At 42.2% G+C, this 23,770-nt stretch carries 24 protein-coding genes and 2 pseudogenes; 24 read left to right on the top strand and 2 right to left on the bottom strand.

Annotated elements, in window-relative coordinates; genetic code table 11:
• The first annotated feature begins 23 nt into the window (after positions 1 to 23).
• From tuaB to AU387_RS04760, 8 genes are all read left to right on the top strand, one after another.
• A complete protein-coding gene (tuaB, locus tag AU387_RS04795) occupies positions 24 to 1,475 on the top strand; it encodes a teichuronic acid biosynthesis protein TuaB (RefSeq protein WP_059335366.1) in 1,452 nt (483 codons plus the stop codon).
• Positions 1,472 to 2,641: a teichuronic acid biosynthesis protein TuaC gene (gene tuaC, locus AU387_RS04790; protein ID WP_059335054.1), complete on the top strand. Its 1,170-nt coding sequence runs from the start codon at positions 1,472 to 1,474 to the stop codon at positions 2,639 to 2,641. The genes tuaB and tuaC overlap by 4 nt, the downstream gene beginning before the upstream one ends.
• Before the next feature lie 61 nt (positions 2,642 to 2,702).
• On the top strand, positions 2,703 to 4,088 hold the full coding sequence (tuaD, locus tag AU387_RS04785) for a UDP-glucose 6-dehydrogenase TuaD (protein ID WP_082687856.1): 1,386 nt from the start codon (positions 2,703 to 2,705) through the stop codon (positions 4,086 to 4,088).
• An 85-nt stretch (positions 4,089 to 4,173) separates the two neighbouring features.
• The gene (gene tuaE / locus AU387_RS04780) at positions 4,174 to 5,640 is read left to right on the top strand and encodes a teichuronic acid biosynthesis protein TuaE (RefSeq protein ID WP_059335050.1); all 1,467 of its coding nucleotides are present in this window, start codon (positions 4,174 to 4,176) and stop codon (positions 5,638 to 5,640) included.
• A 29-nt stretch (positions 5,641 to 5,669) separates the two neighbouring features.
• Positions 5,670 to 6,350, top strand: coding sequence for a teichuronic acid biosynthesis protein TuaF (gene tuaF, locus AU387_RS04775; RefSeq protein WP_059335048.1), 681 nt, complete (start codon positions 5,670 to 5,672; stop codon positions 6,348 to 6,350).
• Positions 6,351 to 6,373: 23 nt separating this feature from the next.
• A complete protein-coding gene (tuaG, locus tag AU387_RS04770; RefSeq protein ID WP_044159485.1) occupies positions 6,374 to 7,132 on the top strand; it encodes a teichuronic acid biosynthesis protein TuaG in 759 nt (252 codons plus the stop codon).
• A 28-nt stretch (positions 7,133 to 7,160) separates the two neighbouring features.
• Positions 7,161 to 8,351 carry a teichuronic acid biosynthesis protein TuaH gene (gene tuaH / locus AU387_RS04765; protein WP_082687855.1) on the top strand — a complete coding sequence of 397 codons (1,191 nt, stop codon included), beginning with the start codon at positions 7,161 to 7,163 and terminating at the stop codon, positions 8,349 to 8,351.
• A 143-nt stretch (positions 8,352 to 8,494) separates the two neighbouring features.
• Positions 8,495 to 9,571, top strand: a complete 1,077-nt coding sequence (locus AU387_RS04760) for a glycosyltransferase family 4 protein (RefSeq protein WP_044159481.1) — start codon at positions 8,495 to 8,497, stop codon at positions 9,569 to 9,571.
• A 71-nt stretch (positions 9,572 to 9,642) separates the two neighbouring features.
• Here AU387_RS04760 and AU387_RS04755 read toward each other — a convergent pair whose 3' ends face one another.
• Together AU387_RS04755 and AU387_RS04750 are read right to left on the bottom strand one after the other, a co-directional pair.
• Positions 9,643 to 10,821, bottom strand: coding sequence for an LCP family protein (locus AU387_RS04755; protein WP_059335047.1), 1,179 nt, complete (start codon positions 10,819 to 10,821; stop codon positions 9,643 to 9,645).
• Complete coding sequence (locus AU387_RS04750; protein WP_044159478.1) at positions 10,821 to 11,474, bottom strand: YigZ family protein; 654 nt, start codon at positions 11,472 to 11,474, stop codon at positions 10,821 to 10,823. Before AU387_RS04750 ends, AU387_RS04755 begins: the two co-directional genes overlap by 1 nt.
• Before the next feature lie 216 nt (positions 11,475 to 11,690).
• Between AU387_RS04750 and degS the strand changes: the two are divergent.
• The 16 genes and pseudogenes from degS to flaG all read left to right on the top strand — a co-directional run bounded on the left by degS (position 11,691) and on the right by flaG (position 23,754).
• A pseudogene (degS, locus tag AU387_RS04745) lies at positions 11,691 to 12,848 on the top strand (two-component sensor histidine kinase DegS).
• 82 nt (positions 12,849 to 12,930) lie between these two features.
• Positions 12,931 to 13,620 (top strand): two-component system response regulator DegU, encoded by a 690-nt coding sequence (gene degU / locus AU387_RS04740; RefSeq protein WP_003219701.1) that lies wholly within the window; start codon positions 12,931 to 12,933, stop codon positions 13,618 to 13,620.
• A gap of 96 nt (positions 13,621 to 13,716) precedes the next feature.
• Positions 13,717 to 14,562 carry a DegV family protein gene (locus AU387_RS04735; protein WP_059335045.1) on the top strand — a complete coding sequence of 282 codons (846 nt, stop codon included), beginning with the start codon at positions 13,717 to 13,719 and terminating at the stop codon, positions 14,560 to 14,562.
• Between the two features lie 106 nt (positions 14,563 to 14,668).
• Positions 14,669 to 16,063: an ATP-dependent helicase ComFA gene (comFA, locus tag AU387_RS04730; protein ID WP_059335043.1), complete on the top strand. Its 1,395-nt coding sequence runs from the start codon at positions 14,669 to 14,671 to the stop codon at positions 16,061 to 16,063.
• 56 nt (positions 16,064 to 16,119) lie between these two features.
• On the top strand, positions 16,120 to 16,416 hold the full coding sequence (gene comFB / locus AU387_RS04725) for a late competence protein ComFB (RefSeq protein ID WP_044159464.1): 297 nt from the start codon (positions 16,120 to 16,122) through the stop codon (positions 16,414 to 16,416).
• Positions 16,380 to 17,103: pseudogene (locus AU387_RS21475) on the top strand (phosphoribosyltransferase family protein). Before comFB ends, AU387_RS21475 begins: the two are co-directional and overlap by 37 nt.
• A 73-nt stretch (positions 17,104 to 17,176) precedes the next feature.
• The gene (locus tag AU387_RS04715) at positions 17,177 to 17,596 is read left to right on the top strand and encodes a TIGR03826 family flagellar region protein (RefSeq protein WP_059335042.1); all 420 of its coding nucleotides are present in this window, start codon (positions 17,177 to 17,179) and stop codon (positions 17,594 to 17,596) included.
• 79 nt (positions 17,597 to 17,675) lie between these two features.
• Positions 17,676 to 17,942, top strand: a complete 267-nt coding sequence (gene flgM / locus AU387_RS04710) for a flagellar biosynthesis anti-sigma factor FlgM (protein ID WP_044159458.1) — start codon at positions 17,676 to 17,678, stop codon at positions 17,940 to 17,942.
• A gap of 14 nt (positions 17,943 to 17,956) precedes the next feature.
• Positions 17,957 to 18,439 carry a flagellar protein FlgN gene (gene flgN / locus AU387_RS04705; protein ID WP_010332064.1) on the top strand — a complete coding sequence of 161 codons (483 nt, stop codon included), beginning with the start codon at positions 17,957 to 17,959 and terminating at the stop codon, positions 18,437 to 18,439.
• Between the two features lie 18 nt (positions 18,440 to 18,457).
• Complete coding sequence (gene flgK / locus AU387_RS04700) at positions 18,458 to 19,981, top strand: flagellar hook-associated protein FlgK (protein ID WP_059292438.1); 1,524 nt, start codon at positions 18,458 to 18,460, stop codon at positions 19,979 to 19,981.
• A 9-nt stretch (positions 19,982 to 19,990) separates the two neighbouring features.
• A complete protein-coding gene (flgL, locus tag AU387_RS04695; RefSeq protein ID WP_044159454.1) occupies positions 19,991 to 20,887 on the top strand; it encodes a flagellar hook-associated protein FlgL in 897 nt (298 codons plus the stop codon).
• Between the two features lie 46 nt (positions 20,888 to 20,933).
• Positions 20,934 to 21,509, top strand: a complete 576-nt coding sequence (locus AU387_RS04690) for a DUF6470 family protein (RefSeq protein ID WP_044159452.1) — start codon at positions 20,934 to 20,936, stop codon at positions 21,507 to 21,509.
• Between the two features lie 20 nt (positions 21,510 to 21,529).
• Positions 21,530 to 21,961 (top strand): flagellar assembly protein FliW, encoded by a 432-nt coding sequence (gene fliW / locus AU387_RS04685; RefSeq protein ID WP_059335040.1) that lies wholly within the window; start codon positions 21,530 to 21,532, stop codon positions 21,959 to 21,961.
• A complete protein-coding gene (gene csrA / locus AU387_RS04680; protein ID WP_010332059.1) occupies positions 21,955 to 22,179 on the top strand; it encodes a carbon storage regulator CsrA in 225 nt (74 codons plus the stop codon). Before fliW ends, csrA begins: the two co-directional genes overlap by 7 nt.
• Before the next feature lie 145 nt (positions 22,180 to 22,324).
• Entirely contained in the window at positions 22,325 to 23,194 is an 870-nt protein-coding gene (gene hag / locus AU387_RS04675) for a flagellin Hag (protein ID WP_044159449.1), read from the top strand.
• Between the two features lie 230 nt (positions 23,195 to 23,424).
• Complete coding sequence (gene flaG, locus AU387_RS04670; protein ID WP_044159446.1) at positions 23,425 to 23,754, top strand: flagellar protein FlaG; 330 nt, start codon at positions 23,425 to 23,427, stop codon at positions 23,752 to 23,754.
• Positions 23,755 to 23,770 lie beyond the last annotated feature (16 nt).

Raw genomic sequence — 23,770 nt, 5'->3', positions numbered from 1 at the left:
CTTAAAAAGAAGTAGGGAATATGATGCCAAGTATTACAAAACAAATCATGAGCGGCGCAAAGTGGACAAGTGTTTCAACAATCTGTATTACAATCATTCAAATCGTTCAGTTTGCCTTGCTTGGAAATATGATGACCTTAACGGAATTTGGACTCGTCGGCATGATCACAACGGTTACAATATTCGCCCAGATTGTGCTTGATATGGGTTTTGGCGCCGCGTTAATTCAAAGAGATGACGCCACGGAGCGCCAGCTGTCAACATTGTATTGGCTGAACATTATGACCGGCATTTTGCTGTTTGTGCTTTTATATGTGTGCAGTCCCGTCATTGCGGGATTTTATCAAAGAGAAGAGCTTGTGTTTCTCATCAGGATTTTGGGGATTATGTTTTTGGTAGCTCCGATCGGACAGCAGTACCAGTATATGCTGCAGAAGGAGCTGCAATTTAATACGTTAAGCAAAATAGAGATTTTTTCAAATGTATTGTCCTTCGGATATTTAGCGATAGCGGTTTTTATGACGGATGCGATTTTTTCGTACGTGGTTTCTCAGGTGCTGCTGCAGTCCAGTAAAGGGATTTTATTCTGGGCTGTATACCAAAAAAAATGGCGTCCATCCTTTGTTTTTGATCTAAGGGGAATGAAGGAGTTCTTCTCCTTTGGAGCCTTTCAGCTTTCATCCCGTCTTGTGAACAGGCTGGGAGCGAACATCGATATGATCTTAATCGGCCGGTTTATCGGTGCCGAAGCGCTGGGCATTTATAATCTTGCCTACCAGATTGTCACCATTCCGGTTTTGAAAATTAATCCGATTGTGACACGGGTCGCGTTTCCCATTTTCGCCAAAAACAAATACGAAAACAGCGTGATCAGAGAAGGCTTTCTGAATATGACAAAAATGCTTGCGCTTGTATCGTTCCCGCTGTTAATCGGGCTCGTATCCGTGTCAGACGCTTTTATCGCAGCTGTTTTCGGAGAAAAGTGGCTTGCTGCTGTCCCTGTTCTGAATGTTCTTGCCATCGTCGGGATACTCAGGGTGCTGATGAATCCGAATGGTTCTGTGCTTCTTGCTAAAGGAAGAGCGGATTTGGCTTTTTATTGGGACTCCGGCGTCATGCTGCTGTATGGTTTGTCGCTGTTTGCAGCTGTTCAGACGGGCAATCTTCTGACTGTCGCTTGGGTATATGCCGTCATCAGCGTTTTCAATTTTCTAATCGGTCGCTGGCTGCTGGCATATGTCATTAAGCTCAATCTTTCAGCTTATTTTAAAGCCGTTATGAAGCCGTTTCTGATCACAGCGGGTATGGCCGTTATCGCATTCGGCGCGAGTTTAGGAACAGAACGCTTCAGCATGCAGGCGGAAATGAGGCTGGCAATTTCGGTGGCGGCCGGGTCGCTCTGCTATCTCTTTCTTTTGGGTAAAGCGTACCCCCAGATGAAAAGCAAACTACTAAGAAAAGGACGTTTGTCATGAAGATTTTGTGGATCACAAGCGTATATCCAAGCAGTCTGAAACCCGGCGAGGGTGTGTTTCATGAAACACAGGTGCAAGAGCTGCTGAAGCTCGGGCTGGATATCACCGTGATATGCCCAAGACCTATTCACGCTGCGCCTGTCCGTATGCTGAAAAAGGCATACCGAAAAAAGGATGCCAGACCAGAATATGAGATACGGAAAGGAATCCCGGTTTACCGGCCTTTCTATCCCGCTGTTCCCGGCCAGCTGAAATGGGCTCAGCCACACCGGCGTATTGGGGCAGCTGTTTTAAAAACCATTAAACAGCATGACTTAAACCCTGATCTGATCCATGCGCACTTTGCTATGCCGTCGGGCGGGGCTGCGGCAGTCGTGTCAAAGACAATCGGGATTCCGTATATTTTAACTTTGCATGGCAGTGATGTGAATGTCTATCCTCACTACAGCAAAGGCGCGTTTAAAGTCTTCAAAACTGCGGTTGGTTCCGCATCCGCAGTTCTTGCAGTCAGCGAAAAGCTTCAGGAAGAAACCAAAAAACTTTCTGGCTTTGACAGTACGGTTTTGCCGATCGGCATACAGCTCAGCCGTTTTCAGGAAAATGAGCAGACAAAAGAAGAAATCAGAAAAAACCTCGGGCTCCCGCTTGACCAGCGCCTTGCTGTCTATGTGGGCAGGCTCGTTAAGGAAAAAGGCATTTTTGAATTGTCAGATGCCATTGAGATGATGGAGGAAGCGCCTCGAGCCGTTTTTGTCGGAGACGGCCCCGCAAAATCTTTGCTGATGCAAAAGGGACATATTGTAACAGGCCAAGTGCCGAATCACAGGGTAAGAGAGTATTTGCTCGCCGCAGATATGTTTGTGCTCCCTTCTTATAGCGAAGGAATGCCGACAGTTGTGATCGAGGCGCTGGCACTGCGGGTTCCTGTCATCTGTACAGATGTCGGTGGAGTGGCTTCATTATTCGGAAAGCACCGGCATTTGCTGATTGAACCGAAATCAGCTCAAGCCTTAGCAAACACGATCTCTTTATACGCAAAAGATCAAATATGGCAGCCGGAAGTGGCGGATGAATTATATCAAATCATTCACACTCAATATGACGCCGGGAAAAATGCCAGGGCGCTGCATGATCAGTATCAGATGGTTCTGAAAACACCTGTTTAATCGTAAGTAACTGCGACCAATATAAATAGGAAGATGAATTTACAGGAGAGGGATGAGGGCTGTGAAAAAAATTGCTGTCATTGGAACAGGATATGTAGGACTCGTATCAGGCACCTGCTTTGCGGAAATCGGAAATAAAGTGATTTGCTGTGATATCAACGAATCAAAAATCAGAAGTCTGAAAAACGGAGTAATCCCAATCTATGAACCAGGGCTTGCAGATTTAGTTGAAAAAAATGTGTTAGAACAGCGTCTGTCTTTTACTAACGATATTCCGTCTGCCATTCGGGCTTCAGACATTATTTATATTGCAGTCGGAACCCCGATGTCTAAAACAGGCGAAGCTGATTTAACGTACGTCAAAGCGGCTGCGAAAACGATCGGTGAACATCTCACCGGCTACAAAATCATTGTCAATAAAAGCACAGTCCCAGTCGGTACCGGAAAACTGGTTCAATCTATCGTTCAAAAAGCTTCGAAGGGAAGATGCTCCTTTGATGTTGTATCCAACCCTGAATTTCTTCGGGAGGGCTCAGCGATTTATGACACGATGAATATGGAGCGTGCCGTCATAGGATCTACCAGTCATAAAGCCGCTTCCATCATAGAGGAATTGCATCAGCCTTTTCATGCCCCTGTTATTAAAACGAATTTAGAAAGTGCAGAGATGATTAAATATGCTGCAAATGCATTTTTGGCTACAAAGATTTCGTTTATTAACGATATCGCGAACATTTGCGAGCGAGTCGGCGCGGATGTCTCAAACGTTGCTGACGGCGTCGGGCTCGACAGCCGGATCGGCAGAAAGTTCTTGAAAGCGGGTATTGGGTTTGGCGGCTCCTGCTTTCCTAAGGATACAACCGCACTGCTTCAAATTGCCAAAACGGCCGGATATCCATTTAAGCTCATAGAAGCCGTCATTGAGACAAATGAAAAGCAGCGCGTTCACATTGTAGATAAGCTCTTAACTGTGATGGGAAGCATAAAAGGGAGAACCATTTCCGTGCTCGGATTGGCCTTCAAACCGAATACAAACGATGTGAGATCCGCTCCTGCTCTAGATATTATCCCGATGCTGCAGCAGCTGGGCGCACATGTAAAAGCATACGATCCGATTGCTATTCCTGAAGCTTCAGCGATCCTTGGCGAACAGGTCGAGTATTATACAGATGTGTATGATGCGATTGAGGACACTGATGCATGCCTGATCTTAACGGATTGGCCGGAAGTGAAAGAAATGGAGCTTGTTAAAGTGAAAACCCTCTTAAAACAGCCGATCATCATCGACGGCAGAAATTTATTTTCACTTGAAGAGATGCAGGCAGCCGGATACATTTATCACTCCATCGGCCGTCCTGCTGTTCGGGGAGCGGAGCCTTCTGACAAGTATTTTCCGGGCTTGCCGCTCGAGGAATTGGCTAAAGACTTGGGGAGCGTCAACCTATAAAAAGAAAAAGTGTTACTTGGTTAAAGCTGCTGGCTGCTTAGGCTCGGCCGCCGGCTCCTGAAACATCAGGAAAGGGGTTAAACATGTGAGTATCAAACGTTCAGCGGTCCATACGCTTTCGTTACTGGCCGCTGCCATATTTGGAGTCGTCCTATTGCTGGGAGCCATCCGTACAGATATAGGTTTAATACAGATGGCTGCCGTGCTTGCGGTGTTGGCAATTGGTCTGTTTGTACTGACACTTGCAACCGCATTTACAACAAAAGAACGGCTCTTTATGGCTGTAATCTATATTTTGATCGCCTGCACTTTTTTAAATAATGCATTTTTCGCGATTCATCTTGGATTTTTCAGTTTGTTTCTTTACAGGCTTCTGCTCATTGCAGCGGGGTGCCTCCATGTGATCGGTGTGGTGCGGAATCGAACACATATTGAAAGATGGAACGGACTGCAAGTGAAAGGGATTTTGCTCTTTTTCGCTTTTTGGTTTATATACGGCCTTGTTTCTCTGCTGTGGGCCAAATCAGTTACAGATGGTCTGAAATATTTAGCACTGCTGGCGATGGGGATATTTTTTATTTATCTTATTGTGATGTATGTGCAAAAAATGGAACGTCTGATGATTATTTATTCCATCTGGCTGGTGATGACGGTATTTCTGATGATCATCGGTTTTTACAATCATATCACGCATCATCATCTCCCGAGTTCGACATTGTACAGCGGACCGGAATATAAGCAGCATTATCCGACCTCAGTCTTCTTTAATCAAAATGATTTTGCGACATTTTTGTCGATCAGTTTCTTTTTTTACATCGCAATGGTGAAAAACATAAAGAACGGTTACTTAAAGGGAATTGGCCTTGTGCTCTCGCTTGGTGCGTTGTATTTAATCTTTGCGACTGGTTCCAGAGCCAGCCTGCTGGGCGTTTTTGCGGGAATAGCCGTCTACATTTTTATTGTCTTGCCGCCTGTTCTGAAAAAAATCGCTATTTGGCTGTCGGCAGCAGGAATTGCGGTCTTTGCGGCTCTTTTTGCCAGCCGGATTTTCGCATTGTTTTGGAAGCTGTTCCTGGCTCCTCAGACGTCTCATTCATTCCAAGAGACACTTCCGTCCAATGTGGCCAGAGCCAATCTGTTAAAAAACGCATGGCACTTCTTCCTTGACTCATACGGATTCGGAGTGGGCGCAGGCAATGTGTCTTATTATCTTGAGCATCATGCTTTATATGATACTGACAACGTGACAGAGGTGCACAATTGGCTGGCAGAGATTCTGGCAAACTTCGGCTTGCTTATCATGCTCGGCTATCTGGCCATTTATTTATACCTGATGTGGGTGCTTTACAAGTTTTATGAAAGAAAAATGGAAAATCAGTCAAAACTGATCACAGAAGGGCTCATCACAGCTATGGTCAGTTTCCTGGTATCCAGCATCAGCCCAAGCTCTGTCTCAAATTTATTTTTCCATTGGGTATTTCTGGCGCTCGTCATCGCCGCGGTGAATGTCTTAAGGCGATCCAGACAGCAGCTTGAGCCCATATACCGGTAAACAGACTACAAAAAAGCAGGGAGACTTATATGAAGGATATAGTGATAAGATTAGCCCGGCGCATAAAGAAAAATATCATCTGGATTATATTAGTGCCGCTTATTTTAGGTGCGGCGGGGTATATACTGCCGTCCCAAATCGCGGATAAAAAGAGTTACACAGCTGAGGTTACTTTAGCTGTGGGGAGCTATGATCATCCGGTTTATAACAGTACAGAAGAGATTCCGCTCCTGCTGAGGAGTGATGCTTTTTTGAAAGAGGCGCTTCCTGACGAAAAAGATGAAGATCTTGCAGAGATCAAAGAGAAGCTCACCGTGAAATCGGAGTCTAAGTCTTTACTGTCTTTGAGCTATGCCGACCAGGATCAGGAAAGAACCGAATCGGTGTTAAACGCTGTTTCCTCCACCTTTCTCAAAAACGACCAAAAGCTGTTTGAGGAAAGAGAAGCCGTTATCCGCCGCAGCATAGACGCGCTGGAAGGTGAAACAGTGAGCGGGGATTCCAAGGTGGATAAAGAAAGGTTTTTGTATGAGCTGAAAAACACACAGCTTAATCTGAAAGCGGCCAGTGCCGTTGATTCTGAAACCGTAAGTGAGGCATCAGGCGGAGGAATGTCCCCGAAAAAGAAAGCGGTTCTGGGTGTTCTGATCGGCATAACGATTGCCTTTATGTTCGTTGTCATTCCTGAATTTTTCAGAGAGTCCTTTTAAAATCATACGATGGAGATGTGATCATGACCAACTGGAAACCTCTCGTATCTGTCATTACACCTTCTTATAATGCGCGTGACTATATTGAAGACACGATTCATTCAGTATTAGATCAGAGCCACCCTCATTGGGAAATGATTATCGTGGACGATTGCTCAACGGATGGCACACGCGACATTTTAAAGCAGTATGAGAAGATAGATGAAAGAATTCATGTGATCTTTCTGGAAGAGAACAGCGGAGCCGCGATAGCAAGAAATAAAGCGCTGGAACATGCCCAAGGACGCTATGTGGCCTTTTTGGACAGTGATGACAAATGGAAAAAAGACAAACTGAAAAAGCAGCTTAATTTTATGATGGAGCGGTCCTGTGCGTTTTCCTTTACAGGCTACAGTTTAATGTCGCAGGACGGGGTGCCGATGGATAAATTCATTCATGCTCCCGAAAGCCTGACATATGATGATGCTCTTAAAAATACCATTATCGGCTGTCTAACGGTGATGATTGACAGGGAACAGACGGGACAGATCCAAATGCCGAATATTAGAACGAGGCAAGACTTGGCAACATGGCTGTCTCTTTTAAAAAAGGGTTTTACAGCTTACGGAATGAATGAGTGTTTAGCTGAATACCGGCTTGTCAATAATTCGATTTCAAGCAACAAATGGAAGGCTGCAAAAAAAACATGGTTTGTCTACAGAGAGATCGAACGGCTCCATTTAATGAAAGCGACATGGTGTTTTGTTCAATATGCGAAAAACGCGGTGAAAAAAAGACTGTAACCGCAAACAGAGAGAAAAGGTGATGAAGGTGGAAACAAAAGCAATGATTCACGTCATCGTGGCTACTGCTGAATGGGGAAAAGATCAATTGAGGTACAGACGGCATCGATTGGCTGAATTTTTAGCTGCTCAGGAAGAAACAAAGGAAGTCATCTGGGTCTGCCCGGCTCCGCGCACCCAAAGGATGGAATTTCAGCAAGTTCAATCCGGCATCCGGCAGTTTGCCGTAAAGGACTTGCTGCAAAAGAAAATGTTTCGCTTCGGACGCTATACCGATGTGTTTTATAAGCATAAGCTCTCACCTTTATTAGAAGAGCTGAAATCCGCTTCAGCCAGAGGTGAACGCTGCTGCTTATGGTACACGTTTCCCGGATTCCCGCTGCTGTCTTCACTGTACCCTTGGGATCAGGTGATTTATGATTGCAGTGACTTGTGGGCGGCGCCGATCAGCGGACGTTCCAATATGCTTTCCGAGTTCAGGCGGAAAGTCATCAAAACAGCGGAGCTGCGAATTATCGAGCGTGCCGATTCCATTACTTGTTCATCAGAGTACCTGCACAATGAAGTTGACAAAAAGCTGACAGCGGGGCAAGAAAAGGTTCATACCGTTGAAAACGGTGTTGAATATGACCTGTTTTCTGAACATAAAGCGGTTCCCGATCGAAGCATCTTGCAGGGAAGAGAGGGGGCTGTACTGGGATTTATCGGCGGGATTAAACCAAAGCTGGATTTTAAATTGATTGAAGAAGCGGCTCTGAGAAAACCCGATTGGACATTTTTATGGGTCGGCCCGGACGCCACCAATGGTGACACAGCGTTTCAGGAGCTTCTGAAGCTTTCCAATGTGATATGGACGGGGCCGGCAGATCCGAAAGAAGTTCCGCACTTTATGGAACTGATTGATGTCGGTATTATGCCTTATAAAAAGTCATCCTATAACCAAGCGGTTTTCCCGCTTAAGCTATTTGAATTTTTAGCAGCAGGAAAGCCGGTCGTCGGCTCTAACCTTCCGTCAACTTCTAAAATGCAAAAGCCGTATATTTACGAATATATGGAAGGCAATGACCATAATGATTTTATAACTGCGTGCGAGAAAGTGCTTGAAAAAGACGGAGACGAGACATACAAAGAGATGCGGCGAAACATTGCCCGCACACAAGATTGGAATGTTTTATTCAAACAAATCATGAAATATACAGGGATTCAAAAACATGCGTAGTCCTTTAATTGGGATGCGCGTTTTTTGATTATACGTGTTTCTTTTTGATGAAGCTTGTTATAATAACTAAGGAGAAGGTATAATGGAAGGAACGGTTCTCTATATAAATAAAGACTTCATATAATTCCAAAGGAGACTTCTTTATGCTTGACGAACGCATGATTCGCATTGTTGTTGCGTTTATTGTCTCGCTGCTAACGGTTTTAATCATAACCCCAATCGTAAAAAGGATTGCGATTAAAATAGGTGCAGTTGATCAGCCCGGCAATCGAAAAGTACATGATAAAATCATGCCCCGAATGGGCGGGCTGGCCATATTTATCGGGGTGGTTACAGGCGTGCTTGTATCCGGTATATACACAGAAACAAGAATGACGGCTATCACAGTCGGTGCATTTATCATTATTGTGTTGGGAATTCTTGACGATAAATATCAATTAAGCGCAAAAGTTAAATTTATCATTCAATTAGCCGTAGCTATTATGATTGTAAGCACGGGCTTAAAAATGGACTTTTTCTCAGTACCTTTTTTAGCTGAACGATTTGAATTGGGCTGGCTGGCATATCCGCTGACTGTATTATGGATTGTCGGCATCACAAACGCGATGAACCTGATTGACGGATTGGATGGCCTTGCAGCAGGTCTTTCTGTTATCGGCCTGTCCACGATTGCAGTTATGGCGCTATCTGGCGGAAAAGTACTCATTCTGTCACTTTCATTAGTTGTTATCGCAAGTACGCTCGGATTTTTGTTCTACAATTTTCATCCGGCAAAAATCTTTATGGGGGATACGGGATCACTGTTTTTAGGGTATGTCATTTCCATTCTCTCATTGTTAGGGCTGTATAAAAGCGTAACATTGTTCAGTATTGTCATTCCGATTATTATATTAGGCGTGCCGATTTTTGACACAACATTTGCAATCATAAGACGGATACTAAACAAACAGCCGATTTCGGCGCCCGATAAATCACATATCCACCATAGGCTGATGGCCTTTGGCCTTTCACATCGGATGTCGGTCATTGTCATCTACCTGATTGGATTTATTTTCAGCATCAGTGCAATCGTGCTGAAAAGCGCTACAATTTGGCTTTCCCTGTTTATTATCTTTATCTTAATCATATTTATGCAAATAATAGCAGAAGTAACGGGACTCGTGAATGAGCGTTTTAAGCCATTTACAAAATTCTATAAACGTCTTGTGAAAAGAAATTAAAACACCGGTTCTATGAGCCGGTGTTTTTTCTGCGTAAAAGAGCCCGATCCGTTAAAGGACCGGGCTTTTTTTCAATATGATGAGTCAGTTGTTGAACTTGTTGTGCCATTTGAGCTTGTGCTGCTGTCATTTGTGTAGCCGCTTCCGCTCGTAGTGCCGTCTGTTGCAGTGCTTCCGTCAGTGCTTGAGCTGCCAGAGCTGTCTGATGTTGAGCTATTGGTACTGGAGCTGTCAGTGCTTGAACTGCTCGTATCAGGATCATAATCTAAATGCTCTTGAAGCGTTTTTCTGACGTTTTCCAGATTCGCAGCATCCGGTTCAAAATAATATGTTAATTTAGGCCCTAAATACAAATCAGAACCAGTAATTGATAGTGTATCAATTTTCTTGCTGGTAAAGCCGCTGTAAATTTGCTGTAAGGCTAAGCCTTCAGTAATACGAATATTGGTTTCAACGTTTTCACTGGCTGTTTCTGCGATTTTATCAATTTTTGCAATATTGCTTATGTTGGACATCCGATCGATCAACGCGTTTAAAATTTGTTTCTGTCTGTCGTTACGGCCGAAATCTCCGCGTTTATCCTGTTTTCTCATGCGGGCATACGCCAGAGCTTCTTCACCATTTAAATGCATCTCGCCTTTTTTGAAATAAATCCGTTTGCTTTCGTCCACATCACTTTTTTCATCAAAGTCGAAAGGTACATCTACATCAATACCGCCAACCTCATTAATAACATCTTTAAATCCGTCAAAATCGACTGTTACATATTTATCGATTGGGATTTGCAAGAAGTTTTCAACAGTTTCAACAGTCTCATCTTTTCCGCCTTTGCTGTAAGCGGAATTGATCTTTGTTTTGCTGCCGGTTGTGTCACTTGCTAATTGCACACGTGTATCGCGCGGAATGCTCAGCATTTTCATGGTTTTATTTTTCGGATCAAGGGTAACTACAATAAGAGAGTCAGATCTCCCTTTTTGTCCTTTTGTCGCGTAATCTTCAATTCCCATAAATAAAATAGAAAATGGTTTTTTCTTCATATCTACAACTTTACTGCGAAGATTTGATTTATCTCCGCGGGAAAGCGCATCGTATGAATCATCCGCAGCGTTAATGGTTTTATATAGTTTATACCCTCCGAGACCTACAACTACCAATAATGCAAGGACGAACAACAACATAATCCTTTTTAAAATTTTTCTGCGTTTGCTCTTTTTCTTTTTGCGCACACGCACTCTAACACGTTCAGCCATTATTCAGTCTCCTTTATGTGATTGACGGCTTTTTCAAGATACGTCAACTCTCCCTCTGTAATATCACTTTTTCCATTTGTTAACTCTGTCATCCACTCAGAAAACGATTGTGTTTCTTTTTCTTCTACATATGCTTCGAATTCTACGTTTTCTGCATAATGAATTTCTTTTAATAGAAAAGGTGATTCCCTTAATTCATTTTCAATCTTGCCAAGCCAAGTATAATCTGCGGAAGTATGCATAACCCTCATAAGCTTCCGTTCTACAACACCTATATGGTTTAATCCTTCAGACACTGACTTCCCATAAGCGCGGATTAAACCGCCTGCTCCCAGCTTTATGCCGCCGAAGTAACGCGTAACGACAGCACAAGTATCCTTAAGTCCGCGTTTTTTTAGCACCTCGAGCATAGGTACTCCTGCGGTGCCGCTCGGTTCTCCGTCATCATTGGCTTTTTGGATATGATCGTTTTCGCCAATTACGTAAGCTGAGCAATTATGAGTTGCGTTCCAGTGCTGTTTCTTTATTTTCTGTATAAATTCCTGTGCTTCTTGTTCGGTAGAAACACGGCTTAAATGACAGATAAAACGCGATTTTTCTATAACAATCTCGTGTTCTCCTGCTTCTTTCACAGTAAAATAGCTGTGCAGCATGCTTGCTGACCCCCTGCTAAGCATAAAAGACCGCCTATACAAATTCGTACAGTCTTTAGAATTTTTGTGCGTATTTTGTTATCATAAAGAGTAAGAAGGTACATAAAATTGTTTTTTTCTAGAATATACGCATTCTTTCATTATAATTCGACACAATTTGCAGATCAATTACATTTATAATAAAAATATATGACAACACCGTGACGGAGGGAAATTATGAATAAAACAAAGATGGATTCCAAAGTTCTGGACTCTATTTTGATGAAGATGCTGAAAACCGTTGACGGGAGCAAGGATGAGGTTTTTCAAATCGGGGAGCAGTCACGCCAGCAGTATGAACAGCTGGTCGAAGAACTGAAACAAATTAAACAGCAGGTTTATGAAGTCATCGAGCTTGGTGATAAACTTGAAGTGCAAACCCGCCATGCGCGAAACCGTTTATCCGAGGTCAGCCGCAATTTTCATAGATTCAGTGAAGAAGAAATCCGCAATGCTTATGAAAAAGCCCATAAACTGCAAGTCGAACTGACAATGATCCAGCAGCGTGAAAAGCAATTGCGCGAACGCCGGGACGATTTGGAACGCAGACTGTTAGGCCTTCAGGAAATCATCGAACGCTCAGAATCACTAGTGAGCCAGATTACGGTCGTGCTGAACTATCTGAATCAGGATCTTCGGGAGGTTGGGCTGCTTCTTGCCGATGCGCAGGCAAAATAGGATTTTGGCTTGAGAATTATTGAAGCGCAGGAAGAAGAGAGAAAAAGAGTCTCGAGAGAAATTCACGACGGTCCTGCACAAATGCTGGCAAATGTTATGATGAGATCGGAATTAATTGAACGGATTTTCCGAGACCGAGGGGCTGAAGACGGATTCCAGGAAATCAAAAATCTCCGCCAAAATGTGCGGAATGCTCTTTACGAAGTGAGACGGATTATATATGATTTAAGACCGATGGCCCTTGATGACCTAGGCCTGATTCCAACTTTGCGGAAATATCTATATACAACCGAAGAATATAACGGTAAGGTGAAAATACATTTTCAGTGCATCGGCGATACGGAGGACAAACGACTCGCGCCTCAGTTTGAAGTTGCGCTCTTCAGACTCGCACAGGAAGCTGTATCCAATGCGTTAAAGCATTCTGGATCTGAAGAAATTACAGTCAAAGTTGAGATTACAAAGGATTTTGTGATTTTAATGATAAAAGATAACGGCAAAGGATTTGACCTGAAGGAAGCGAAAGAGACGAAAAACAAATCATTCGGTTTGCTTGGAATGAAAGAAAGAGTAGATTTATTGGAAGGAACCATGACTATAGATTCAAAAATAGGTCTTGGGACATTTATCATGATTAAGGTTCCGTTATCTCTTTGACTATGATTTGTAAAATAGAGCCAAAAGGCATATTGACCGAATACCAGAGTATATAGAACAATAATACAAGGAGGCGTGGCTTGTGACTAAAGTAAACATTGTTATTATCGACGACCATCAGTTATTTCGTGAAGGTGTTAAGCGGATATTGGATTTTGAACCTACCTTTGAAGTGGTAGCGGAAGGAGACGACGGAGATGAAGCGGCTCGTATCGTTGAGCACTATCATCCTGATGTCGTGATCATGGATATCAATATGCCGAACGTAAATGGCGTGGAAGCTACAAAGCAGCTTGTAGAGCTGTATCCTGAATCTAAAGTAATTATTCTATCAATTCACGATGACGAGAATTATGTAACACATGCCCTGAAAACAGGTGCAAGAGGTTATCTGCTGAAAGAGATGGATGCTGATACACTAATTGAAGCGGTTAAAGTAGTTGCCGAGGGCGGTTCTTACCTTCACCCGAAGGTTACTCACAACCTCGTAAACGAATTCCGACGTCTTGCAACAAGCGGAGTTTCTGCTCATCCTCAGCATGAGGTCTATCCAGAGATTCGTAGACCATTACATATTTTAACAAGACGGGAATGTGAAGTGCTGCAAATGCTTGCAGACGGAAAAAGCAACCGCGGCATCGGTGAATCATTGTTTATCAGTGAAAAAACTGTTAAAAACCATGTCAGCAATATCTTACAAAAAATGAATGTAAACGACCGGACGCAAGCCGTGGTGGTCGCCATTAAAAATGGTTGGGTAGAAATGAGATAGCATGAAATTGGACTTGCCTTTTTGAGGCAGGTCTTTTTTTAGGCTTCTGTTTCCCTTACAATAGAGTCATAAATTGATAAGGCAGGTAACGAAGCTATGAATATTGCAGTAGTAACAGATAGTACGGCATATATTCCCAAAGAAATGCGTGAACAAAATCATATACACATGATTCCTCTCCAGGTTGTTTTTGGGGATGAAACATATCATGAAGAAACAGAAATGGACTGGAGAAGCTTTTACCAAGAAGTGAAAAAGCATACAGAGCTTCCATCCACTTCTCAGCCTGCGATCGGCGAGCTGGTTGCTTTGTATGAAGAGCTCGGCAAGACATATGATGCGGTGATCAGTATTCATCTTTCTAGCGGAATTAGCGGGACATTCAGCAGTGCAGCTGCAGCGAATACAATGGTCGATAATATTGAAGTATACCCGTTTGACTCAGAAATCAGCTGTCTGGCTCAAGGTTTTTATGCTCTGAAAGCAGCTGAATTGATCAGAAATGGAGTGTCATCGCCGGAAGATATTATAAAAGAACTGGAAGAAATGAAAAAAAACGTTCGGGCATATTTTATGGTTGATGATTTAACACATCTTCAGCGAGGCGGACGATTAAGCAGTGCTCAAGCCTTTATTGGGAGTCTTCTCAAGGTAAAGCCTATTCTTCATTTTGACAATAAGGTAATTGTGCCTTTTGAGAAGATCCGCACACGCAAAAAAGCAATTTCGCGGATTTACGAGCTTTTAGATGAAGACGCGAGTAAGGGCATGCCGATGAAAGCTGCCGTTATTCACGCTAATCGAGAAGAAGAAGCATCGAGTATTATTGAAGAGCTCTCTGCAAAATATCCGCATGTTGAATTTTATAACAGTTACTTTGGTGCGGTTATAGGCACTCATCTTGGTGAAGGTGCAATAGGAGTCTGCTGGTGTTTTAAATAAATGATGAAATCTCCGTTTTAGAAGCGGAGATTTTTTTATATTCTTTTTTTAGCTGTTAGACAGAATATTTTCATTCCGGCATAATATCTCGCAAGGAGGCCGTACTATGCAGACTAAGACATCAGAATCGAACAGCCTATTCTCTAAAGAACTGCAGCAGCAGCTTCAGGGCCGTCATCTGCTTAGAACAGAAATCCCATTTTCTGACGAGATCATTGATTGGCATATCGAGCATGGTTATATATCTGCCGAGGGGTCTATATCAAAAAATAAATGGGGATATAGATGCAATAGATGCGGTCAAAATGATCAACAGTATTTTTCTTCGTATCATTCATCAGGAGAAGATAAAGTATACTGCCGCTCTTGTGTCATGATGGGCAGAGTGAGTGAGGATGTTTCTTTATATTCGTGGTGCAAGGAGGCAGAGGCAAACTGGAAGCCTATAAAACTGACTTGGGATGGAAAGCTTTCAAGCGGACAGCAAAAGGCCGCTGATGTCTTAATTGAAGCAATTTCGAAGCAAGAAGAGCTCCTTATTTGGGCTGTTTGCGGCGCAGGTAAAACTGAATTATTATTCACGGGTATAGAATTGGCATTAAATTTAAGACTGCGTGTTTGTATTGCAACCCCGCGCACCGATGTTGTATTAGAGCTTGCTCCGAGACTGAAGGCTGCATTTCAGGGTGTTGATATTTCAGCTCTATACGGAGGAAGTGATGACAAAGGGCGTTTATCTCCGCTTATGATTTCCACAACCCATCAGCTTTTGCGCTATAAAGACGCATTCGACGTCATGATCGTTGATGAAGTGGATGCTTTTCCATATTCCGCTGATCAAACTCTTCAATTCGCTGTTCAAAAAGCGAGAAAGAAAAACAGCACTCTTGTTTATCTAAGCGCAACACCTCCTAAAGAATTAAAAAGAAAAACATATAAAGGTGAGTTAAAATCCGTTCGCATACCGGCCAGATACCATCGGAAGCCATTGCCTGAACCGCGCTTTCAGTGGTGCGGAGACTGGAAAAAGAAATTAACCCGAAACAAAATCCCAAATGCGGTAAAAAGATGGATAGATCAGCATGTGAAAGAAGAAAGGCCCGTTTTTTTATTTGTTCCTTCCATTTCTGTTTTGGAAAAGGCTGCTTCTTGTTTTAAAGATATGAATTATCGAACAGCGGCTGTACATGCGGAAGATAAGCTCAGAAAAGAAAAAGTGCAGCAATTTCGAGACGGTCAGTTTGATCTGTTAATCACAACAACAATATTGGAAAGAGGTGTCACAGTTCCTATGGTCCAAGCAGGCATCTTAGGGGCAGAATCGCCCATCTTTACGGAAAGCGCGCTTGTGCAAATCGCGGGAAGGACAGGACGGCATAAAGAACATGCAGACGGCGATGTCATTTATTTTCACTTCGGAAAAACAAAGAGTATGATAGAGGCAAGAAAGCATATAAAAATAATGAATGAATTGGCTCTAAAAAATAAATTGATAGACTAGTTAATATTTAAAAACATGATACAGTATACTCATATAACTAATGAGGAGCTGTAAAAATGCTTGTCAATTCAAAAGAAATCATGATGCAAGAACTTCTTGACCGATATATGGATCAGCTTCATATGACCTGCACTTGCCAAGTATGCAAAAATGATGTACTTGCACTTTCTTTAAACCAAGTAAGACCAGCTTACGTCACTGATTTAAAAAAGATTGCATATACGAAAGCTGAGCTGGTAGATAAACAGAAAAACACGGCTATGCTTGTGATTTTGGCTGAATCAGCTGCTGTGGTATCGGAGAATCCGAGTGATCAATGCGAAACGAGACAGGAGGAGGCTCTAAAAAACTGATCTGTCTATTATGTGATTCAGAATTTTCTCAAGCTGTTTCATGGTGCTCACTATTCTTATTAAAACCTGACGACAGGGTCTGTCAGTCCTGCAGAAACAAATTACAGATCATCAAAGGGGCCATCTGTCCGCTTTGCGGCAGGCCTCAAACCGCTCATGAAGTGTGCGCGGATTGCGAGGCATGGAAATCAAGAATAGATGACGGCTTAAGGCTCAGTCAAAACCGTTCTGTTTACTTATATAATGACATGATGAAAGAAACGCTCGCCCGAATGAAATTCAGGGGAGATGCAGCAATAATAAGCGCTTTTAAAAATGCCTTTTCCTCAGAATTCTCTGCTGTCTATCCAGATAAACGCCTTGTGCTCGTTCCCATTCCGTTAAGCGAAGAACGGAAAGCAGAACGCGGTTTTAACCAGTCACAAATGCTTGCTGAATGCTTAAACCGGCCCATCATCAATCCTCTCATCCGCCTGAATAATGAAAAGCAGTCTAAAAAAAAAGAAAACGGAGCGCCTGCTTTCAGAGCATGTTTTTGAAACAAAAAACAGCTCGGTTGAGGGTATGGATATCGTTTTAATCGACGATCTTTATACTACGGGCGCCACTTTGCACTATGCTGCCCGCTGTTTATTGGAGAAAGGCAAAGCTGGTTCTGTGTCATCTTTTACCTTAGTGAGAAGCTAAATGATTCAATTTTTGTGCCGATATAATGTCTAGAAATTACTGCAGGCATATTAATGAATAAGGAGTAAAAATGATGGGTGAACTGGCGAATTGTCCGAAATGCAATGCTTTATTTTTAAAAACAAAGCTGCAAACCGTGTGTCAGGCGTGTATTAAGGAAGAAGAAAAATCATTTGAGACTGTATATAAATTTTTAAGGAAACAGGAAAACAGGCAATCAACACTGAGCCGCATAACTGAGGAAACAGGTGTGGAGGAAGAGCTGATTTTAAAATTCATCAGGCAAAAGCGAATCCAAATCACTCATCTGCCGAACTTGGCATACCCTTGTGAAAGGTGCGGGACATCGATTAGGGAAGGCAAGTTCTGCAAGGCTTGCCAGTCCGATATAAAGGATCAAATAGATCATCTGAACCAAGGATCCGCATTGAAAACAGAACGGGAAAATAGTAAAAAAGACACATACTATGCCTATAATACCAAAAACAGCTGATTCCCTAAACTAACTGAAAACGCAGTCGATAAAAGGGTTAGATTGTTTAAAGACTGCAACGGAAAGCGAGAGGAATCCTATGAAAATCAATCAATTTGGAACACAATCCGTTAATCCATACCAAAAAAATTACGAAAAGCAATCAGTACAAAAAAATGCTGCACAGCCTAAAGATAAAATCGAAATTTCATCGCAGGCTAAAGAGCTGCAAAATGCATCCGACGCAGTCACTGGTTCACGCCAGGAAAAAATCGCGCAGCTAAAAGCGCAAATTGAAAACGGGTCATACAAAATAGACGCAAATCATATTGCAAAAAATATAATTAATTTTTATAAAAAGCAGTAAAAAAGGAGAAAGCCATGTCAGCAAAGCCAATTATTGAACAATTGAAGCGACTTTGCGTTCTGCATGAGCATTTGCTCACGCTGTCTGAGGAAAAAACGGAAGCGCTCAAAGCCGGCAAAACAAAAGAGCTTTCTAACATTTTGACAAAAGAACAAAAATATATTCAAGCAATCGAACAGACAGAAGATGACCGGATTAAAGCGGCTTCCGCTTTTCTTGGATACAGCGAAAATAACACTATTTCTGCTTGTATCGCCAAAACTTCAGGCAGTGAAAAGGAAGAGCTTGAACTTTTGTTCGAATCTCTTACTAAAGTTCTCGGGCGTCTAAAAGAAGTGAATAAGCTGAATAGACAGCTGACAAGAGATGCGCTGCAATTCATCTCTATTTCGTACGATATGCTGGTTCCTAAGGATAATAACTTTAATTACAGCAAACAGATTAAAGCTGAGCTTCCGAAGAGCAGCCGGCTGAAACTGTTCGATTCAAAAGCTTAGCGGAAAGGAATTCAGAATATGACATCTACCTTTATGGGGCTTGAAACTGCAAGGCGGGCGTTAAGCGCCCAGCAGGCAGCGTTAAGCACGACTGCAAATAACGTGGCAAATGCCAACACTGACGGTTATACAAGACAGCGAGTCTCGTTGGAGGCAACTGACTACTTCCCTGCTGTATCAAAAAACGCAGAAAAAACCGCGGGGCAAATGGGAACGGGTGTTCAAGGGAAGTCAGTTGAGAGAATAAGAGATATCTTTCTTGACTACCAATACCGTCTTCAAAACAATAGTGCCGGATACTACGACACGAAGGCCAAAGCTCTCTCCCAAATGGAAGGCATCTTAAATGAGACGGACGGCAGCGGCTTAAACAGTGTACTCAATTCGTTTTGGAATTCCCTTCAGGAATTATCGAATAATACAAACGAAGACAGTGCGCGTTCTGTTGTCGCTGAAAAAGGAAAAGCTCTAGCAGAAACGTTTAATTATCTTTCCGAATCACTTACAAATGTTCAATCGAACTTAAAAGCAGAGCTAGATACTACGGTGTTGGATGTCAATTCGGTGCTTTCCCAATTAAACAGTTTAAATAAGCAAATAGCTCAAGTTGAGCCGGTCGGGCTTCTGCCAAATGGTTTATATGATCAGCGAGATTTGCTGATCGATAAATTATCCTCAATGGTTGATATTAAAGTCAGCTATAACAAATCAGGCGGTAATGCACTTGCTTCTGCTGAAGGAACCGTATCAATTGAAATCCTTGATAAAAATAAACAGTCACTGGGAACTGTTTTGGACGGTGAAAATTACGAGGTTTCAGAACTTGCAGCCAACTATGATAATGAAACTGGTTTAGTATCAAGTATTTCAATCGGAAACACTGCACTACAGGCTGAGTCATTCAGCAGTAAGGGATCTCTTTTAGGATTTATAGAGTCTTACGGGTATGTATCAGCAGGCGGCGAAGAAAAGGGCACATATCCGGACATGCTATCAGATCTCGATAATATGGCACTTGAATTCGCGAAAGCTTTCAATGAGGTGCACCGAAATGGTTTGACCAAGAGCGGCGAACAAGGCGGGGACTTTTTTGATTTTACCGGCGGTGAAACTGAACCGGCAAAAGGAGCGGCGGGCAAGATTAAAGTAGCTGCCAGCATATCAGATTCAAGCGGCGCGAATATTGCTTTCTCACTGACTGGTGCAGCCAACGATAATTCAAATGCAACAAAATTAGCGAATGTGTTAACAGGTGATATAACCATTAATGGCAAAAAGACAAGTGTGCTAGATTACTATTCAGGTCTGATTGGCGAGCTGGGGATCAAAGCTCAAGAGGCGAATCGGCTGGCATCTAATACAGAAACACAGCTGAATGATGCAGACATAAACCGTCAGCAAATGAGCGCTGTTTCTTTAGATGAAGAAATGACCAATATGATTCAATTCCAACACGCATACAATGCTGCCGCAAGAATGGTAACGTTACAAGACGAAATCCTTGATAAAGTAATTAATGGCATGGGTGTCGGGGGAAGGTAGGTAGATCAAATGAGAGTAACACAAGGGATGATTCAGCAAAACTCATTGAGATATATCGGTTCAAGCTACTCAAAGCTGGATAAACTTCAATCACAGATTTCTTCCGGAAAAAAAATCTCAAAAGCTTCCGATGATCCAGTAGTAGCTATGAAAAGCTTAAAGTACAATACGCAGTTATCTCAAGTTCAGCAATACCAAAGTAATGCTTCTCAAGCCTTTACTTGGCTTGAAAACACTGAAACAAACATTACTGAAGGAATTGACATTATGTCAAAGGTCAGAGAGTTGGCTGTTCAAGCTAAGAATGACACAAATGGTGGAGCAGAATTGCAAGCTATTGGTGTAGAAGTAAAACAATTAAAAGAACAGCTTTTAAATATTGCTAATACACAAGTGAACGGCAGATATATCTTCAATGGCACTAATTCAGATACACCTCCAGTTAAAGACAACGGCGACGGAACTTATACGATTTCTGATACGGCTGACGTTATTGTCAATATATCGGATAATATGTCATTAAAGGTAAACTCAGATCCGAAGGCAGCTTTTGGCGGTACTTCTGGAAGCGGACAAAATGTGTTTGAAATGCTTAATTCATTTGAGACAGCACTTAATTCAGGCTCTTTGGACGATGTGGACAGCGTTTTAGATGATATTGGTCAATTTTCTGACGGTATGAGTGCAGAACGATCTGATCTCGGAGCGAGATATAACCGTCTTGAACTGATTAATACAAGACTTGCATCTCAAGAAGAAACAGCTACAAAAGTATTGTCTGACAATGAAGATGTAGAACTGGAAGAAGTCATAACGGAATTTATTGCCCAGCAAAGTGTACATAGAGCTACCTTAGCTGTAAATGCGCAAATTGTTCAGCCTACATTAATCGACTTTTTAAAGTAAGCGGCTCTCAGGAGTTCGCTTTTTTTATAGTTTAGGAGGTAGAGTGATGCAAATTCCCAGATTGATTATGCATAGTGTTCAAGGGAAAATTGGTTTAACAACGACGCCCGCCAGCTTAAAAATGGAGCAGCCGCAAGCCGACCTGGAGATTGAACAGCCAAGCGCGGAAATGGAAATATCGGTGACACCTGGAAAACTTACGATTGACCAGACGCAAGCATGGGAAGAATTAGACAGAAAGCATGTATTCAAAAGAATCGAGGAAGCTGCCCAACAAGGGCATGAGGATGTAATGGAAGGCATAGCCCGTACTGCAGAAGAAGGCGACGAGCTTATGAGAATTGAAAATAAGGGGAACCCAATCGCTTCACAAGCAAAGAGGAACTCTGAGATGCACCAAATTCAATTAGGAGAACATTATACTCCTTCTCTTTCAAGGGTGAAAATACAATATACCCCATCACAGCTTGATATTCAGATTACGCCGCGAAAGCCTGTTATTCAGGCTGAACCGCGTAAACCAATTGTTGAATATACGCCGGGAAATGTTAAGGTTGACATGCTCCAATACCCTGATTTAAATATAGAGGTAGAAAACCTAAAAGAATCACTCGAAAAGTAAAAAGAAAAGGATCGTGAACAATGATCATTCATACTAAATACCATGGCCAAATGAACGTAAAAGAAGAACAAATCATTCTTTTTGAAAACGGGATTCCGGGCTTTTTAGAAGAAAAACAGTTCGTCATTCTTCCGCTTTCAGAAGACTCTCCATTCGTGGCGCTGCAGTCCGTCACTTCAGAGAATCTTGCGTTCATCGTTGTAAGTCCGTTTATCTTTTTTAAGAATTATGAATTTGACCTTGATGAATCAACTGCTGAACTTTTGGATATCGATAATATTGAAGACGTAGAAGTCATGACATTATTGACCGTGGCAGAGCCATTCGAAAAAACGACTGCTAATTTATTGGCTCCTATTATTGTGAATCGCAAGAACATGCTGGCTAAGCAAGTCGTTTTACACGACTCCCCATATACGACAAAGCATCCGATTGGAGGAGAATCATGCTAGTTTTATCGCGGAAAATAAACGAAGCGATTCAAATAGGTGCTGATATTGAAGTGAAAGTCATTGCGGTTGAGGGTGACCAAGTAAAAATTGGAATTGAAGCCCCAAAGCATATTGATATTCACAGGAAAGAAATTTACTTGACCATTCAGGAAGAAAATAACCGTGCGGCAGCGTTATCCAGCGATGTGATCTCCGCATTATCCTCACAAAAAAAGTGAGGATTTTTTTTATTTTTGTATTAACAAAATCACAGACAATCCGATATTAATGATGTAGCCGGGAGGAGACGCAAACACTTCGCCAGTTACAAAAAACAAGGCACAAGGACGTGCCTTAACAACATATTCAGGGAGGAACAAAACAATGAGAATTAACCACAATATCGCAGCACTTAACACATTAAACCGTTTGTCTTCAAACAACGGTGCGAGCCAAAAGAACATGGAGAAACTTTCTTCAGGTCTTCGCATCAACCGTGCGGGAGATGACGCAGCAGGTCTTGCGATCTCTGAAAAAATGAGAGGTCAAATCAGAGGTTTAGAAATGGCTTCTAAAAACTCTCAAGACGGAATTTCTCTTATCCAAACAGCTGAGGGTGCATTGACTGAAACTCATGCTATCCTTCAACGTATGCGTGAACTTACTGTTCAAGCAGGAAACACGGGTACGCAAGATGATACTGACCTTCAAGCGATCCAAGACGAAATGGACTCTTTAATTGAAGAGATCGGTGGGCAAGCCGGAAGTAAAGGTATTGCGGACCGTACACAATTTAACGGTAAAAACCTGTTAGACGGTTCTTTTTCAGAAGCAAGCGGTAAACAGCTTACATTCCAAATTGGAGCGAATGGCGGACAGCAGTTAAGTGTAAACATTGAGAGCATGAAAGCTGCTGACTTAGGTTCAGACACTATTAAAATCAAAGATATTAAAGTAACAGATTTCACAACTAATTCATTTGACGATCAACTTGCAGCTATCGATAAAGCAACGAATCAAGTATCTGCTCAACGTGCTAAACTAGGTGCGGTACAAAACCGTCTAGAGCACACAATCAACAACTTGAGCGCTTCTGGTGAAAACCTGACAGCTGCTGAATCTCGTATCCGTGACGTTGACATGGCTAAAGAGATGAGCGAGTTCACAAAGAACAACATTCTTTCTCAAGCTTCTCAAGCGATGCTTGCTCAAGCGAACCAACAGCCTCAAAACGTACTTCAATTGTTACGTTAATTTTGAAAAAGACCTTGGCGTTTGCCGGGGTCTTTTTTTATATCCGTAACTCCAAATCTTTCCCCCTTGCTGTCTATAACCCGTGATATAATAATCGAATTCTCCACTATCTTATAAATGTATTTCCAAACAAGAATTCTAAAACAGATGAGTTTTTTTCCAAAAATATGTGTAATCTTATCTCGACTTAGTCGATATAAACGATAGATTGGGACATAGGGGATGATCAATTGAACATTGAAAGACTCACTACGTTACAACCTGTTTGGGATCGTTATGATACTCAAATACATAATAAGAAAGATCATGAGAGTGAGGTTCCTGTTCATCAAGTTTCATATACCAATCTTGCTGAAATGGTAGGGGAAATGAACAAGCTTTTGGAACCTTCGCAAGTTCACCTGAAGTTTGAGCTCCATGAGAAGTTAAATGAATACTATGTAAAAGTAATAGAGGACTCTACAAATGAAGTCATCCGCGAAATTCCGCCGAAACGGTGGCTTGATTTTTATGCGGCTATGACTGAATTTCTTGGGTTATTTGTAGATGAAAAAAAGTAGATGAGGAGTGGTTTGA

This window comes from Bacillus halotolerans, from assembly GCF_001517105.1.
Lineage (GTDB): Bacteria > Bacillota > Bacilli > Bacillales > Bacillaceae > Bacillus > Bacillus halotolerans.
Note: the sequence above shows the minus strand (reverse complement) of the source record. Positions and strands in the feature narration are given on the sequence as shown.